This is a genomic window from Thermohalobaculum xanthum, assembly GCF_016623495.1.
GTDB classification, from domain to species: Bacteria; Pseudomonadota; Alphaproteobacteria; order Rhodobacterales; family Rhodobacteraceae; genus Thermohalobaculum; species Thermohalobaculum xanthum.
In genome coordinates, this window is the sequence record NZ_JAEHHL010000006.1 from 382,308 (window position 1) to 397,719 (window position 15,412).

Here is a 15,412-nt window from a genome sequence, read left to right on the forward strand (position 1 = left end):
GGCAGGCATGGACAGGATCCGGGTTCAGGGCGGGCGCCCGTTGTCGGGCGAGATCGCGATCTCGGGGGCGAAGAACGCCTGCCTCGCGCTGATGCCGGCGGCGCTGCTGACCGATCAGCCGCTGACGCTGACCAACGCGCCGCGGCTCGCGGACATCCGCACCATGTCCGAGCTGCTCGCCTCGCTGGGCTGCGAGGTCGCGGGCCTGCAGGCGGGCCGGGTGCTGGCGCTCTCGGGCGCGACGCTCGATTCCGACACCGCCCATTACGACATCGTGCGCAAGATGCGCGCCTCGATCCTGGTGCTGGGGCCGCTTCTCGCGCGCCTTGGCAGGGCGCGGGTCTCGCTGCCGGGCGGCTGCGCCATCGGTGCGCGGCCGGTCGACCTGCACCTCTCGGGCCTCGAGAAGATGGGCGCGCAACTCGAGCTCGCCGACGGCTACGTCACCGCCGCGGCGCCGGGCGGCCTGCGCGGCGCGGTGGTCGAGTTCCCCCTCGTCTCGGTCGGGGCGACCGAGAACCTGCTGATGGCGGCCACGCTGGCCAAGGGCACCACCGTGCTCAGGAACGCCGCGCGCGAGCCCGAGATCGTGGATCTCGCCCGCTGCCTTCGGGCCATGGGTGCGGCGATCGAGGGCGAGGGCAGTTCCGAGATCCGGATCGAGGGCGTCGAGGCGCTGGGCGGTGCCACCCACCGCGTGCTGCCCGACCGGGTCGAGCTTGGCACCTACATGATCGCCCCCGTGATCGCGGGAGGCGCCGTCACGCTCAAGGGCGGCGAGCGCGGGCTCGTCTCGGCGCTCGCGGACAAGCTCGAGGAGGCCGACATCGCCGTCGACGAGGTAGAGGGCGGCCTGCGCGTGGCCCGCCGCAACGGCGTGATCCGGCCGCTGCGCGTGGTGACCGAGCCGTTCCCGGGCTTCCCCACCGACCTGCAGGCACAGATGATGGCGATGCTGACGCTTGCCACCGGCGAGAGCGTGATCGAGGAGCACATCTTCGAGAACCGCTTCATGCACGTCCCCGAACTCGGCCGCATGGGCGCACGGATCGAGGTCCATGGCGGCACCGCCCATATCCACGGGGTCGAGGGGCTGCGCGGCGCGCCGGTGATGGCGACCGACCTGCGCGCCTCGGTCAGCCTGATCCTGGCCGGCCTCGCCGCCGAGGGCGAGACCGTGGTGAGCCGCGTCTACCATCTCGACCGGGGCTACGAGCGGGTCGAGGAGAAGCTCGGCGCCTGCGGGGCGCTGATCGAACGTGTGACGGAGTCCGACTGATGACCGATGACGCCCGTTTCGAGGATGCGCCCCTTTCCGACCGGCCGCTGCGGCTGAGGGCCGAGACCGCCGACGACCTCCAGATCGTCTCGGCGCTGGTGCAGGATGCCGTCGGCAAGGTCGGCGATGTTGCCTGGCTGCCGAAGAAGCGCCGCCTCGTCGTGCTGATGAACCGTTTTCGCTGGGAGGATGCGGCGAGGGCTCGCGGTGCCCGGCGGCCCTTCGAGCGCGTGCGCACCGCGCTCACGCTCGACGGCGTGATGGCGGTGAAGGCGCGGGGTATCAGCCCTGCCGACCGCGAGGCCGTCTACGCGCTGCTCGCGCTCGATTTCGAGCCGGGCGAGGATTGCTCGGGCCGCATCGTCGCGCGCCTCGCCGGCGGGGCCGAACTGGCGGCCGAGGTCGAATGCCTCGACGCGAGCCTCGAGGACCTTACCCGCCCCTGGCAGGCCGTCGCGGCCGGGGCGCCTGATCACGACCGCTGAGCCACCGTCAGAACCTGCATGTCGCCTGCATCGCGCGGCGCGCCTTCGCGCTGCCGCTCAGGTCGAACCGGGCCACTTCCGCCCCGCCCGCGCCCCGCAGCAGCATCGTGCGCCCGGCGGCGAAGGCATCGAGGAAATCGCTGCCGAAGGCGTCGACCGCATCCCACCACTGGTCGTTGCCGTCATGCCGGGTCAGCACCGTCTCGAAGCGGCGCGGGCCGGCGCGGCCCTCGATCTCGATGACGACGCCGGCGCTCTCGCCGTCGCGCTTCGGCAGGCCCGCGGGCGGTTCGCCATGGATCTGCATCGTCACGCGCGCAAGCCCGCCCGCGCGGCACTGGAACGTCGCCTCCGTCCTGCCGTCCCGCGCCTGGCCCTGCGCGGTCGCGGTGCCGCCGCCTCCCAGGCTGCGCCATGCTGCGCCGCCGCCCGCCGCGTCGCCGGTGACACTCACCCGGATGCGGAAGGGCTCGTCGCGCGCCGCGCGCATCAGCTGGAACACGCGCATCCGATAGGTCTTCGCCTCGGTGCGGAAGGCGAGGTCGTCCCGCGCGTCCGCGAGCCCCTCGATCGAGAAGGCGGTGTTGCGCCCCTCCAGCACCCGGACCTGTGCCTGCTGTCCCGCGCCGGTCGCGAAGCTGTAGCAGAGCACCCCGTCGGCGGGCGCCGCGCCGGTGATGTCGGCCGAGCTTGCGCCGCGCGCGAAACGGATTTCGGTGCAGGATTGCGCCGCGGCGGGCTGCGTCCAGAACAGCGCCACGAGCAGAAGCGGAAAAATCACGAGCGGCATCGAAATCACCTCCGGCAGGGCAATCGATCGGATCTGATCTGCGGGCGCCCGACATCCGGACGGGGCGATCAGCTGGCGCGCATCGCCTGCCAAGGCCGGCCCGCGGCACGGCCCTACCCGAGGTCGTTCACCTCGCTGTAGATGGCGTCGAGGTTGGAAAGATACGCCTTCCTGCCGTCAAAACGGACCAGCCGGTCCCGCTGGAGATCGCGGATCGTTCTCGAGATGGACTCGGGCGCCGTGCCGATCAGCGATGCCAGGTCCTGCCGCGCCAGCGGCAGGTCCACGGCGTGGCCCTCGGCCTCCCCGTAGCTGCCATACCGTTCGTAAAGGGCCAGCAGCACATGCAGCAGGCGCGCGCGAACCCCCTGGTTCATGGCGATGACGTAGTTGTCCTCGGTCTCCGCGAGGTTGCGCATGAGTTGCCGCACGAGGCGCTCGCCCAGCGTCGGGTTGCGGTCCAGCAGTTCGCGGACAACCGATTTCGGCAGGAAGCAGACATGGCTTTTTCTCAGGGCCTCGGCCGAGTTGCGGTGGCTCGCTTCCGTCACCAGCTCGTCGTAGCCAAGGGTTGCCCCGGGATGGTCAAGACGGATCAGGGTCGAATGGCCCTCGGCATCCACGCGCCGCTCGCCCAGCAACCCGTCGAGGATGCAGTAGATCCCCTCGCACGGATCGCCCTGGCGGTAGAGCAGGTCGCCGGCATCGATCTCGCGTTCGCGCCGGAAGCTCAGGACGTATCTCACCCCGTCGGCGCTGAGCTCGCGCTTCTCGCGGTCGGCCGTGAGCGGGCAAAGCGGACAGCCGGCAATCCGCGGGGCGTGGTCAGATCGGCTCATCGCAGTTGTTCAATCCTCGTCGGCGGGACGCGTGTGTGGGCCTCAAAAAGCCCTGTCTCTCGCGCTTAACATTGGTCAACGACAGCCTCCAACCGTAACGGGAAACTCGATTCGGAGCCAACGCTGAGCCGGGCCGCCGACCTTGGAAAAGACGGATCCAAATATCCTCGCCGCTGCAACCCGCATGTCCGAGCGGTTCGGTGCCGCGGCGGTGCACGAGGTCGAGTTGCGGATCGCCGAGCTGCTGCGCCACGACGAGCCGGATGCCGTGGAGTTCTGGCGCACGGTGCGCGACCTCCTGCGCGAGATGGCAAAGGGCGGTCCCCGCATGTAGGCGTCACGCATGCACCCGCGCGTCCCGGAGCGAGCCTGTAAATATCTTTATTTCAGAAGCTTAGGCCGTATTTCACGTGTGAAAGGGCCGGCGTTCGGGCGGGCGCGCTCAGGGCTCGCCCGCGCCGATCTCCTCCTTGCGCCGGGCGACATAGGCGTCGAGCGCCTCGCGGATCGCGGGATCCATCGCGGGCTCCTCGTACTCCGCCAGCGCCTTCTGCCACAGCCCGGTGGCACGTGTGGTCGCATCCTCGGCACCTGCCGCGACCCAGGCCTCGTGGTTCTGCCAGTTCGAGAGCATGGGCGCGTGGAAGGCGGTCTGGTAGCGCGCCATCGTATGCGGGTCGCCGAAGAAGTGGCCGCCCGTGGGCACGCGCGCAATGGCGTCGAAGCCCAGCGATGCCTCGTCGACCTTGGTCGGCTCGAGAAAGGCGAACATCATCTCCAGCATCTCGACATCCATCACGAGCTTCTCGTAGCTCGCGCACAGGCCCCCTTCGAGCCAGCCTGCCGAGTGGTAGAGCAGGTTGCACCCGCCCAGCACGCAGCCCCAGAGCGACATCATCGTCTCCCACACGGCCTGCGCATCGGCCGCGTTCGAGGCGTTGGACGGCGTCGCCCGGTAGGGCAGCCCGTAGCGCCGCGCCAGCTGCCCGCTGGCGATGTTGGCCTTGGCGTTCTCGGGTGTCCCGAAGGCGGGGGCGCCCGACTTCATGTCGACATTCGAGGTGAAGGCGCCGTAGATCACCGGGCAGCCGGGCCGCACGGCCTGCACCAGCGCGATGCCGAATAGCGCTTCGGCGTTCTGCTGCGCCAGTGCCGCGGGCAGCGTGACCGGGGTCATGGCGCCCATCAGCGTGAACGGGGTGACGCAGACCGACTGGCCGTACTCGGCCATGGCCATCAGCCCGTCCGCCATCGCGTCGTCGAAGCGCCGCGGCGAGTTGACCGAGATGATCGTCGTCACCGCCGGGTCGCCGATCATCTCCTCGGCCGTCATGCCGCGCGAGATCGCCATCATCTCGATCCCGTCGAGCGCGCGGCCTCGTCCGATCGAGGTGCAGTGATAACTGCGGTCCGAGAGGGTGAGGTTCGCCAGGTAGCAGTCCAGATGCCGGTTGTTCGCGGCCAGCTCGATCGGGGCCGCGACCTGGTTGCCGATCATGTGGATCGCGTTGAAGCTCTGCGTCAGCCGGATGAAGTTGCGGTAGTCCGCGAGGTTCGAGGCCCGGCGGCCATTGATCCGGTCATGCACCGCCGGAGGCCCAGCCACCAGCGTGGTGACGACCGAGTTGCCGCCGATCCGCACCGCGCGGCCCGGGTCGCGCGGGGTCAGGGTGAACTCGGTTGGCGCCTTGGCGACCAGCTCGGCGACCAGGCCGCGATCCATGCGCACCGTCTGCGTCGAGCGGTCGACCTCGGCCCCGGCGCGCTCGAGCACGTCGCAGGCGCGCGGGCTCATCAGCTCGATGCCCAGCTCCTCGAGAATCCGCATCGAGGTCGCGTCGATCTGGTCGAGCTCCTCGCGCGAGAACAGCGCCATCGGCTGGTACGGGTTGGTCACGTGCTGCCATGCCGGCTGGGCGAGGCTGCTTGCAGCGGCGTCGCCGCGTCCCCGTCGCCGTCCCCCGCGGCGGATGGTGGTGCTGATCGTCATCGGACTCTCCTCGGCGGATTCCGACGGAGAATGCCGCAAACGGTGTCGCGAAGTGCGCCAGAAACGCGACAATCGCGACCATCGGCCGGTCGCGACTCACTGCGGGCTGCGGCCGACGAGGCGGAGGGATGTATGCAGCCGGGCCCAAAGACCATCGCTTTCCTGGTGGTGCGTGATTTTTCGAGTCTGTCGCTGGTCTCGGCGATCGAGCCGCTTCGCGGGGCGAACCGGCTCCTCGGCAAGGAAGCCTATGCCTGGAAGCTGGTGACCGATGATGGCGGGCCGGTGCGGGCGTCGAACGGGATTACCATCGCGCCGGAAATGAGCCTCGCCCAGCTTGGCGGCGCGCTCGACGGGCTCTTCGCGATCTTCGTGTGCGCGGGGCTCGACACCGATCCGCCGAACCGCGCGCGCATCAACACGACGCTGGTGCGCGCCGCACGGGCGGGGGTCGTGCTGGGCTCGCTCTCGGCCGGCACCTTCGTTCTGGCGCGGGCAGGGCTGCTCGACGGCTATCGCTGCACCGTGCACTGGGAGTTCCAGCCCGCCTTCGAGGAGGCCTTCCCCGAGATCGATTGCGGACCCGGTCTCTTCGTCATCGACCGCGGCCGGTGGACGGGCTCGGGCGGGATCACCGGCATGGACATGATGCTGCAGATGATCGAGCAGGATTACGGCCCCGGGCTTGCACGCTCGGTCGGCAACCAGTTCCAGGTCGACCGCATCCGCAACTCGGCGATCCACCAGCGCCCGGGCGCGCTCGACCGGCTCGAAACGCTGCCCGGCACGTTGCAAAACGCCGTGAACCTGATGCTAGGCAACATCGAGACGCCGCTCAGAATGGACGAGATCGCCGATCTCTCGGGCCTGAACCTGCGGCGCATGGAGCGGATGTTCCAGGCACATCTCGACGTCAGCCCCGCGCAGTTCTATCGCGGCATCCGGCTCGAGAAGGCGCGCGAGCTGCTGGTCCACACGAATCTCTCGACGCTCGAGATCGGTGTGCTCACAGGATTCTCGTCGAGTTCGCATTTCGCCATGGCATACCAGAAACATTATGGTATCCGACCCAGTGACGAAAGGCGCCGCGCGACCCGCGAGTGAACGGTGCCGCAGGACCACAGGGAGGAGTCGAAGGAATGGCGAAGCCGCGCGTGATCTGCACCCGGAAATGGCCCGATCGGGTCGAGGCCGAGCTCAAGGCCCGCTTTGACGTGACGCTGAACGAAGCCGATGTCGCGTTGACGCAGGACGAACTGCGCGCCGCCTTCGACGACTACGACGCAGTCTGCACGACCGTCACCGACCGCGTCGATGCCGCGGTGATGGCCGCGCCCAAGCGCGCCAGGCTGATCGCCCAGTTTGGCGTGGGCTTCAACAACATCGACACCGAGGCGGCGCGCAAGGCCTCGCTGGCCGTGACCAACACGCCGGGCGTGCTGACCGACGCGACCGCCGACATCGCGCTCACGCTTCTGCTCAACGTCGCGCGTCGCACCTACGAGGGCGAGACGATGCTGCGCGCCGGCGAATGGACCGGCTGGCGTCCCACCCAGCTGATGGGGACCAGCCCGCAGGGCAAGACCCTGGGTATCATCGGCATGGGGCGGATCGGCAAGGCGATGGCCAAGCGCTGCTACCATGCGCTCGATATGAGGATCGTGTTCTACGATGCCTTCCCGGTCTCCGACGCCGGCGTGCCGGCCGAGCAGCTTGGCACGGTCGAGGAGGTTCTAGCCGTCTCCGACTTCGTCTCGCTGCACTGCCCGGGCGGGGGCGAGAACGTGCATCTCATCAATGCCGAGCGCCTTGCCGCGATGAAGAAGGGCGCCATCCTCGTGAACTCGGCGCGCGGCGACATCATCGACGAGGCGGCGCTGGTCGCGTCGCTCCGCTCCGGCCATCTCGGTGGCGCGGGGCTCGACGTCTTCGAGCGCGAGCCGAAGGTCGCCGAGGCGCTCACCTCGATGCGCAATGTCTGCCTGCTGCCGCATCTGGGCAGCGCCACCATCGAGACGCGCGAGGCGATGGGCATGACCGTTCTCGCCAACCTCACGGCGTATTTCGAGGGACGCGACCTGCCGAACCGGGTGGTGTGAACGGCGTTGGGCGCCCGGCCGGCTGGCCGCAGCGCCCCGGTTTCCCTAGAATGCGGCCGCGGCGGCTCGCGTGACGCCGCGATTCCGTCCCCGCGAAAGCGATGCAGCAAACCAGGGAGCGCATGATGGCCGAGGGATCAGGCGCGAGACGCGCCACCGCGTTTGCCTCCCTGCTTCTCATGGCGCTCGTCCTCTCGGCATGCACCACGGTCCTGGTCCGCAAGGGTGTGCCCGAGGACAAGATCGACGAGGCCGCGCCCTACGGCATCGAAGGCGTGACGATCCGCGCCTGGGGCGACAACGTGGGTGAAGACCGGCGCGAGGCGATCGTGAAAGCGGCGATCGCGCGTGCCCGCTTGGCGCGCGCCACCGACATCGCCGAAGGGCGCCCGATCGCCGATGTAAGCATCGCCTTCTCGGGCGGTGGGCCGGATGGCGCGTTCGGCGCGGGCCTTCTGAGGGGCTGGACCGACAAGGGAGACCGGCCCGAATTCTCCACCGTCACCGGGATCAGCACCGGCGCAATCGTCGGCCTCTTCGCCTTCCTCGGGCCCGATTACGACGACGAGCTCGAGGCGATCTACACCAGCTACACGACCGACCAGCTGCTGACCCCCGCGATCTTTGCGGCCCTGCTGGGCGGCACGGCCGTGACCGACACCTCGGGCTACCGGCGCCTGATCGAGTCTTACGTCGATGATGCGGTCGTGGCGCAGCTTGCCGAGCAATCCGCGCGCGGGCGCACGCTCCTGATCGGCACGACCAATCTCGACGCGTCGCGCCCGGTGGTCTGGAACATCACCGGGATCGCCGCCAGCGGATCGCCCGACGCCAAGCGGCTGATCCAGGACGTGATCCAGGCGTCATCCGCGATCCCGGCCGCCTTTCCGCCGGTGCTGATCCCCGTCGTGACACCCGACGGCACGCGCTACGACGAGATGCATGTCGATGGCGGGGCGACGCAGCAGGTGATGCTGCTGCCGCCCGAGCTTTCGCTGCGCGAGGTCGACCGGGCGCTTGGCGCGCGCGTCGACCGCACAGTCTATGTCGTGATGAACAACAAGCTCAAGAAGCCCTACGAGATCGTGCGCCCGCGCGTTTTGTCGATCGCGGGGACGGCTGCCTCCAGCCTGCTGGGCGGGGCGGGGACCGGTGACATCTACAAGATCTATGCGGTCGCACAGCGCGACGGGATCAAGCTCAAGGTGACCTGGATCCCGCGGGATTTCGATCTCGAGCCCGAGGAGGCCTTCGACCCCGTCTACATGCGGGCGCTCTATGATCTCGGCTACGAGCGCGGCAAGGCGGGCGACCTGTGGTCGCCGGTGCCCCCGGACTTCGCGCCGGGGCTAGAGGGTGCGATCAACTCGGTGGAAGCAGGATCACGTAGTGCTTCTGCACGGGCTCGAGCGTCTGCCACGTCCCCCGGAACCCCGGGGGGATGACGAAGGCGTCGCCCGCCCGCACCGTCCAGCTTTCGCCCGCCTCGTTGGTCAGCACGGCGGCGCCCGCGATGATGTGGCAGAACTCCCACTCGGTGTAGTCGATCGCCACCGTGCCGGGCTCTGCCGCCCAGATCCCGCAGAAGAGCCGGCCATCCTCGCCCTCGAAGGCGTTCCACGTCGTCGTGGCGTGGCTGCCCTCGATCAGCTTCGCCGGATCGGGGGTGTCGCGCTCGGGTGCAGGCGCCCCGGGGCCGTCTGTGGTGACGAAGATGAGATCGGTCATGAAGCGCTCCGGCGGGTGAGGTGGGGCACACGAGCATCGCGCGCCCCAACCCGCCTGCGCAAGGCCTACTCGGCGGCCGCGGCCATCGCCGGCGGCGGCGTGAGCAGGGCCAGAAGGCCCGGGACGCTCTCGCTCTCGACCGCCATCAGCGCCTGCTCGAGGGCGCCGGTCCGCCGCGCGCCGGCGACGGGCGCGGCGTAGCTGCGGAACTTCTCGCGGATCTGGGCCTCGGTCAGCGCACGCTCGGGGTCGCCGAGCGGCTCGGTCATCGGGCTTTCGACCCGGCGGCCGTCGGTCAGCTCGAAGGCCACCTGGGCGACGCGCCGGGCGGGGTAGGCGGCGCTGCAGTCGGGGTCCTCGACCAGCCGCATGCCCTTGGACAGGCGCAGCACCTCGGGATCGCGCAGGATGTCGCCGTCGATCTCGTCGGGGCCGACCTTGCCGCGCACCAGCGCCGCCGCGACCGGGAAGGGAACCGAGTACTGCGCCTCGTCCGTCGTGCGCGGGCGTGCGGTTGCAAGGGTCAGCACCTCGCGGAAGCTGCGAACCTCGACGCGGGCGATGTCGCGATGCGTGAGCCCGTGCTCGGCCGCCAGTTCCAGCGCCGCGCGGATCGGGGCATGCGACCATCGGCAGGTGGGGTAGGGCTTGATGTACTGCTCGGTCATGATCCAGCGCGATCCCAGGCTCGAGAACCACTCGGCCGCCTCGGGCGCCTCGACCGTGACCGCCGGCGCGCCGGTGAAGCCGTCGCGCGCGAGGTAGGCCGAGGCGACGCCGACCATCGCGCCCCAGCCCGAGCTGTCCTTGACCATCGTCGGGGTGGTGGTGACGCGCAGCATCTGGCTTCGCGGGCCGTGATATTCGCCGATGCCCAGCGCCTCGCGGGTCTGTGCCGCGTTCAGACCCAGCGCACGCGCACCCACGGCCGCGGTCCCGACCGCGCCCCACGAGCCCGAGGCATGGTATTCGGGCACCGTGGCGTGCTGGACCGCCGCAACCCGGCAGCCGATCTCGTAGCCGATCACGGTCTGGAGCAGCAGCTCCTCTCCGGCCTCGATCGCCTCGGCCTCGCACATGGCCAGCGCCGCGGGGATCACATGGCAACCGGCATGCCCCTTCGACGGCCGCCAGCCATCATGGCCGTCGACCGCGTCGATGGTCGAGGCGGCGGCGAAGGCCGCGCCCGCCGGGCTGACCCTGCGTCCGTCGAACAGCAGCGACGCCGCCGCTGTCCCGGCGCCGAACAGCGCGGCGGCATGGTCCCGTGCGATGCGCGAGCTTTCGGTCCGCGTCGCCGCGGCCGCAACGCCCAGCGTGTCGAGCAGCGCGATCCGCGCGGCATGGCGCACGTCCTGCGGCAGGTCGGCGAAGCGAAGCTCGTGGATGAACTGGGTTGCCATGGCGCGTCCTCCCCTCATGGTTGCACGAGACTCCCACGTCGGCGGGTGGCCGCGCTGCACGAAATGTCCGGCCTTGCGACAACTTCGCGACAGCATGGCCGCATCCATCGCCGCGGCGGGCGACGGATCTGCGGAAAATGATGGTGCCGGGCAGCGAAGAGGCGCAGGCGCCCGATTCTTTCGAATCGGCGCATAGTTGGTCTGGATTCCGGTCCACTCCCTGCTACTCTCACGCCTGCGTTTGCGACAGGAACATACCTGGCAAGACATCAACAACACGACAAGGGAGTGGACACACCATGACGATCGGCAAGCTCAAGCTGACCGCGCTGGTCGCCGTAGCCGCCGCATTCGGCGCAACCGAGGCAATGGCAACGACCTGGAACGTCTCGGTCTGGGGCAAGCGGCGCGCCTTCACCGAGCACATCCACAAGCTCGGCGACCTCGTGGCGGAAAAGACCAACGGAGAGTTCACCTTCAACATCTCCTACGGTGGTCTCTCCAACGAGAAGGAGAACCTCGACGGCATCTCGATCGGCGCGTTCGAGATGGCGCAGTTCTGCGCCGGGTATCACCCCGACAAGAACCCGACCCTGACGGTGCTCGAACTGCCGTTCCTCGGCGTCAACACGCTCGAGGAAGAGGTCGCGGTCTCGAACGCCGTCTACGGTCATCCGGCGACGCAGAAGGATCTCGCGCGCTGGAATGCCCGGCTCCTCATGACCTCGCCCATGCCGCAGTACAACGTGGCCGGCGTCGGCAAGGCGCCCGAGAAGCTCGAGGACTACCAGGGCATGCGCATCCGTGCGACCGGAGGCATCGGCGAGGCATTCCGCACCATCGGCGCGACGCCGACCTCGGTCACCTCGGCCGAGGCCTACAACGCGATGGAATCGGGCGTCGTCGACTCGGTCGCTTTCGCGCAGCACGCGCATTTCAGCTTCCGCACGATCGACCTCGCCAAGTGGTGGACGACCAACCTTAACCCCGGCACCGTGAACTGCCCGGTGGTGGTCAACATCGACGCGTACGAGGCGCTGTCCGATGCCGAGCGCCAGGCGCTCGACGAGTCGATCGACGAGGCGATCGCCTACTACATCGAGAACTATGGCGAGGTGTTCAAGAAGTGGGAGGCCGCGCTCAACGAGAAGGGCGTGCAGCGCGTCACCTACACTGACGATCAGATCGCCGTTTTCGAGGAGCAGGCGGCAGGCGCCATCCGCAAGCAGTGGCTCGAGGAGATGACGGCGCAGGGTCTGCCGGCGGAAGAGCTGCTGCAGACCGTCAAGGACGCTCTCAAGGAGTCCCGCGGCGGCAGCTGAGCCGGCGCATCCGGGCGGCGCCCCGAGCGGGAGCGCCGCCCGCACCGCTTCCATAAAATCGGAACACTCAGGGAGGGCGGAGCCATGACGGCACAATCCGTTCTTGAGGACGGCTCAGCCGTCAGCCGCGCAGACCGCGCGCTCTTCGTCGTCGAGCGGGCGATGGCGTTGCTCGCCGGGATGACCATCCTCGGCGTGATGTTCGTCTCGGTCGCCAACATCCTCGGGCGCAAGCTCTTGAACATGCCGGTGCCGGGCTTCGTCGACTGGATGGAGCAGGCGGTGCCGCTGATCGCCTTCTTCGGCATCGCCTTCTGTCAGCGCCTCGGCGGGCACATCCGCATGGACCTCGTCCTGGGCAATCTCAAGGGCCGGTCGGTCTGGATCTTCGAGTTCATCGGCATCCTCGTGATCCTGGCCATCAGCATCGTCATCATGTGGGGCAGCTGGCTGCATTTCGAGCGCTCGTTCGACTGGAACGCGCCGATGTGGAGCCGCGACTCGACCATCGACATCGGCCTGCCGATCTGGCCCATCAAGCTGGTGGTGCCGGTCATGCTCGGCTTCCTCTGCCTGCGCTGCATCCTGCAGCTTTGGGCCTATGCCGTCGCCATCCGCGACGGCGGCGACCGGCCGGTTGCCGTGCCGCTGATCGAGACCGCGGCCGAGCAGGCCCAGCACGAGGCCGAGACCGTCTCGGGCCTCGATGACGACGCGGCCAGCGCGGAGGGTTCGCGATGACCCACGCAACCGAGATCTCGATCCTCCTTGCCGGCGTCCTGATCGCCTTCGTGCTTGTCGGCGTCCGCGTCGCCTTCGCGACCGCGCTGGTCGGCTTCATCGGCCTGTGGTCGATCTTCGCGGTCGACCGCGGGCAGGGCTTCGACCGAGGCTTCTTCACGGCGCTGCAGATCGCGGGGCAGGTGCCGCATTCGAAGATGTCGAGCCATGTGCTCGGCCTGATCCCGACCTTCATCCTGATCGGCTTCCTCGCCTACTACGCGGGCTTCACGCGCGCGCTGTTCGAAGCCGCGAAACGCTGGGCCGGGTGGATGCCGGGGGGGCTCGGCGTCTCCACCGTCTTCGCCACCGCGGGCTTTGCCGCCGTGTCGGGCGCCTCGGTCGCGACCTCGGCGGTGTTCGCGCGCGTCGCGATCCCCGAGATGCTCAAGCTCGGCTACGACAAGCGCTTCGCCGCGGGCGTGGTGGCGGCAGGCGGCACGCTCGCCTCGCTGATCCCGCCTTCGGCGATCCTGGTGATCTACGCGATCATCACCGAAAGCTCGGTCGGGCAGCTCCTGATGGCGGGCTTCCTGCCCGGGCTCGTGTCGGCGGTGATCTATGCGGGGCTGATCATCGGGCTGGCGCGCTGGCGCGGCGACCTCGGGCCGCCGGTACGCGGGTTCACCTGGCGCGAGCGGTTCGAGAGCCTGCCCGGCGCGCTGCCGATCATGTTCGTCGTCTTCATCATCATCTTCTGCATCTATGGCGGCTGGGGCACGCCGACCGAGGCGGGCGCGCTCGGCGCCTTCGTGGTGCTGGTGATGGCGATCCAGCGCGGCATGCGCTGGGGGCAGCTCAAGGGCGCGCTGTTCGAGTCCGCAAAGCTCTCGGCGATGATCTTCACGATGATCTGGGGCGTGCTGATCTATGTGCGCTATCTGGGCTTCGCCGACCTTCCCGGGCAGTTCGCCGCCTGGATCGGGGGGCTCGAGCAGTCCCCGATGCTGACGCTGATGATCATCCTTGGCGCCTATGTCGTGCTGGGCATGTTCATGGATGCGATCGGCATGCTGATCCTGACGCTGCCGATCACCTTCCCGGCGGTGATCGCGCTCAATGGCGGCCTCAACGTCACGGCCGAGACCTCGGCGCTCGGCATGTCGGCCGATCAGTGCGCGGTCTGGTTCGGGATCATCGTGGTCAAGATGGCCGAGTTGTGCCTGATCACGCCACCGATCGGGCTCAACTGCTTCGTCGTGGCCGGCGTCGCGGGCGAGCGGCACGACATCTCGGTGCAGGACGTGTTCCGGGGCGCTTCGCCGTTCTTCATCGCCGACGTGGTCACCGTGGCGGTGCTGATCGCGTTCCCGGGTATCGTGCTCTGGCTGCCATCACTGATCGCACCCTGAGCCATCACGAAATGTCGATTGCAGTGGCCGGCCGTGCCCGGCCACTGTTTTCCCCTCCGGCCGGTCGGGCGCCGGTCGCGCAACGCAGGGGGGATACCATGACCGCCAGCTATCGCATCGTGATCGCGCAGAAGGCCTATTCCAGCTGGTCGATGCGCGGATGGCTCTTGCTGGCCGCCTTCGGTCTGGGCTTCGAGGAGCGTCTCGTTCGCCTCTACACGCCCGAGTTCGAGGCGATGCAGCGCGATCTCGCGCCGGCACGCACGGTCCCGATCCTCGAGATCACCGAAGGCGCGCGCACGGTGCGTCTGTGGGACAGCCTCGCGATCGCCGAGACGCTGGCCGAGCGGCACCCGGATGCGGGCATCTGGCCCGCCGATCCCGACCATCGCGCGCTGGCGCGCAGCCTCGCGGCCGAGATGCATGCCGGGTTCCAGATGCTGCGGGGCGCCTGCCCGATGAACCTGCACCGCCGGGGGCGGGCGCTGGCGGCGCCGCCCGATGGCCTCGACGCCGATCTCGCGCGGCTTGCGGAGCTCTGGACGCATGCGCTGGCAGTGACCGGCGGGCCGTGGCTTGGCGGCGCGGCCTTCTCGGCGGCCGATGTCTTTTTCGCGCCGGTGGCGACGCGGCTCGAGAGCTACGCGCTGCTGACCTCCGCGACCGAGCCCTATGCGCGCCGCCTGCTCGCGCACCCCGCCGTCGCGCGCTGGATCGCCGACGGGCGGGACGATCCCGAGCGCATCGCGCGCTACGAGGCCGTTGGCTGACGACCCCGCCGCACCGCCGGCAGGCTCCGGCGCGGCACGCGCGTTTCTGTGCCAATCTCGGGCAATGGGGCGCCATGTCGTCTGCGCAAGGGGTTTTTGGGCTTGCCGCACCCCACCTCATTCTCCAATGTGAGCGACCACGGCGGCGCAAGACCGCCGGCATGGGGGGTCCCATAGGTCAGCCATATGGAGGTATCATGGTCGGAGAGGGCGACAAGTTCGAGGTCTATCAAGACAAACGGGGAGAGTGGCGCTGGCGCCGCATCTCGTCGGCGAACGGCCGGATCGTGGGAGCGGCATGCGAGGGCTACAAGTCCAAGTCGGACTGCGAAGCCAACATGAACCGCGGACCCAACCCCAAGGATAAGTGGGAAATCTACAAGGACAAGCGCGGCCAGTGGCGCTGGCGCCGGATGGCCTCGAACGGCAAGATCATCGGCGCGGCTTCCGAGGGCTATAACGCCAAGGCGGATGCCGAGGCGAATGCCGCGCGACAGGGCTACACCCCGGGCTGAGCCGCAGCGCTGCCCGATTCAGGTGCCCCTCGACCCGTGTTGACGGACCACGCGTCCCGG

At 69.0% G+C, this 15,412-nt stretch carries 16 protein-coding genes; 11 read left to right on the forward strand and 5 right to left on the reverse strand.

Features of this window, described 5'->3' with window-relative positions; all coding sequences use genetic code 11:
- Positions 1–7: 7 nt before the first annotated feature.
- Together murA and H0I76_RS11555 are read left to right on the forward strand one after the other, a co-directional pair.
- On the forward strand, positions 8–1,279 hold the full coding sequence (murA, locus tag H0I76_RS11550) for a UDP-N-acetylglucosamine 1-carboxyvinyltransferase (protein ID WP_200610012.1): 1,272 nt from the start codon (positions 8–10) through the stop codon (positions 1,277–1,279).
- Positions 1,279–1,764, forward strand: a complete 486-nt coding sequence (locus H0I76_RS11555) for a DUF2948 family protein (RefSeq protein ID WP_200610013.1) — start codon at positions 1,279–1,281, stop codon at positions 1,762–1,764. Before murA ends, H0I76_RS11555 begins: the two co-directional genes overlap by 1 nt.
- Before the next feature lie 7 nt (positions 1,765–1,771).
- Here the strand turns inward: H0I76_RS11555 and H0I76_RS11560 are convergent, their stop codons facing one another.
- Positions 1,772–2,554, reverse strand: coding sequence for a hypothetical protein (locus H0I76_RS11560; protein WP_200610014.1), 783 nt, complete (start codon positions 2,552–2,554; stop codon positions 1,772–1,774).
- Between the two features lie 113 nt (positions 2,555–2,667).
- Positions 2,668–3,393 (reverse strand): Crp/Fnr family transcriptional regulator, encoded by a 726-nt coding sequence (locus H0I76_RS11565; protein ID WP_200610015.1) that lies wholly within the window; start codon positions 3,391–3,393, stop codon positions 2,668–2,670.
- 142 nt (positions 3,394–3,535) lie between these two features.
- On the opposite strand from H0I76_RS11565, the gene H0I76_RS11570 reads away from it, so the two are divergent.
- A complete protein-coding gene (locus H0I76_RS11570; RefSeq protein WP_200610016.1) occupies positions 3,536–3,727 on the forward strand; it encodes a hypothetical protein in 192 nt (63 codons plus the stop codon).
- A gap of 108 nt (positions 3,728–3,835) precedes the next feature.
- On the opposite strand, the gene H0I76_RS11575 is transcribed toward H0I76_RS11570, so the two are convergent.
- Positions 3,836–5,383, reverse strand: coding sequence for a trimethylamine methyltransferase family protein (locus H0I76_RS11575; protein ID WP_200610017.1), 1,548 nt, complete (start codon positions 5,381–5,383; stop codon positions 3,836–3,838).
- 132 nt (positions 5,384–5,515) lie between these two features.
- Here H0I76_RS11575 and H0I76_RS11580 point away from each other — a divergent pair, with 132 nt between their 5' ends.
- The 3 genes from H0I76_RS11580 (at position 5,516) to H0I76_RS11590 (ending at position 8,927) form a co-directional block, all read left to right on the forward strand.
- Complete coding sequence (locus H0I76_RS11580; protein WP_200610018.1) at positions 5,516–6,487, forward strand: GlxA family transcriptional regulator; 972 nt, start codon at positions 5,516–5,518, stop codon at positions 6,485–6,487.
- 35 nt (positions 6,488–6,522) lie between these two features.
- Positions 6,523–7,482 carry a 2-hydroxyacid dehydrogenase gene (locus H0I76_RS11585; RefSeq protein WP_200610019.1) on the forward strand — a complete coding sequence of 320 codons (960 nt, stop codon included), beginning with the start codon at positions 6,523–6,525 and terminating at the stop codon, positions 7,480–7,482.
- A 125-nt stretch (positions 7,483–7,607) separates the two neighbouring features.
- Positions 7,608–8,927 carry a patatin-like phospholipase family protein gene (locus H0I76_RS11590; protein WP_200610020.1) on the forward strand — a complete coding sequence of 440 codons (1,320 nt, stop codon included), beginning with the start codon at positions 7,608–7,610 and terminating at the stop codon, positions 8,925–8,927.
- Here H0I76_RS11590 and H0I76_RS11595 read toward each other — a convergent pair.
- Both H0I76_RS11595 and H0I76_RS11600 read right to left on the reverse strand, forming a co-directional pair.
- Positions 8,845–9,210, reverse strand: a complete 366-nt coding sequence (locus H0I76_RS11595) for a cupin domain-containing protein (RefSeq protein WP_200610021.1) — start codon at positions 9,208–9,210, stop codon at positions 8,845–8,847. The genes H0I76_RS11590 and H0I76_RS11595 overlap by 83 nt on opposite strands.
- Before the next feature lie 65 nt (positions 9,211–9,275).
- Positions 9,276–10,613 carry an MmgE/PrpD family protein gene (locus tag H0I76_RS11600; protein ID WP_200610022.1) on the reverse strand — a complete coding sequence of 446 codons (1,338 nt, stop codon included), beginning with the start codon at positions 10,611–10,613 and terminating at the stop codon, positions 9,276–9,278.
- A 299-nt stretch (positions 10,614–10,912) separates the two neighbouring features.
- On the opposite strand from H0I76_RS11600, the gene H0I76_RS11605 reads away from it, so the two are divergent.
- From H0I76_RS11605 to H0I76_RS11625, 5 genes are all read left to right on the forward strand, one after another.
- Positions 10,913–11,935 carry a C4-dicarboxylate TRAP transporter substrate-binding protein gene (locus H0I76_RS11605; RefSeq protein ID WP_200610023.1) on the forward strand — a complete coding sequence of 341 codons (1,023 nt, stop codon included), beginning with the start codon at positions 10,913–10,915 and terminating at the stop codon, positions 11,933–11,935.
- 84 nt (positions 11,936–12,019) lie between these two features.
- On the forward strand, positions 12,020–12,676 hold the full coding sequence (locus tag H0I76_RS11610; RefSeq protein ID WP_200610024.1) for a TRAP transporter small permease subunit: 657 nt from the start codon (positions 12,020–12,022) through the stop codon (positions 12,674–12,676).
- Positions 12,673–14,067 carry a TRAP transporter large permease gene (locus H0I76_RS11615; protein WP_200610025.1) on the forward strand — a complete coding sequence of 465 codons (1,395 nt, stop codon included), beginning with the start codon at positions 12,673–12,675 and terminating at the stop codon, positions 14,065–14,067. The genes H0I76_RS11610 and H0I76_RS11615 overlap by 4 nt, the downstream gene beginning before the upstream one ends.
- A 98-nt stretch (positions 14,068–14,165) precedes the next feature.
- On the forward strand, positions 14,166–14,837 hold the full coding sequence (locus H0I76_RS11620) for a glutathione S-transferase (protein WP_200610026.1): 672 nt from the start codon (positions 14,166–14,168) through the stop codon (positions 14,835–14,837).
- A gap of 197 nt (positions 14,838–15,034) precedes the next feature.
- Positions 15,035–15,352 (forward strand): YegP family protein, encoded by a 318-nt coding sequence (locus H0I76_RS11625; RefSeq protein WP_200610027.1) that lies wholly within the window; start codon positions 15,035–15,037, stop codon positions 15,350–15,352.
- Positions 15,353–15,412 lie beyond the last annotated feature (60 nt).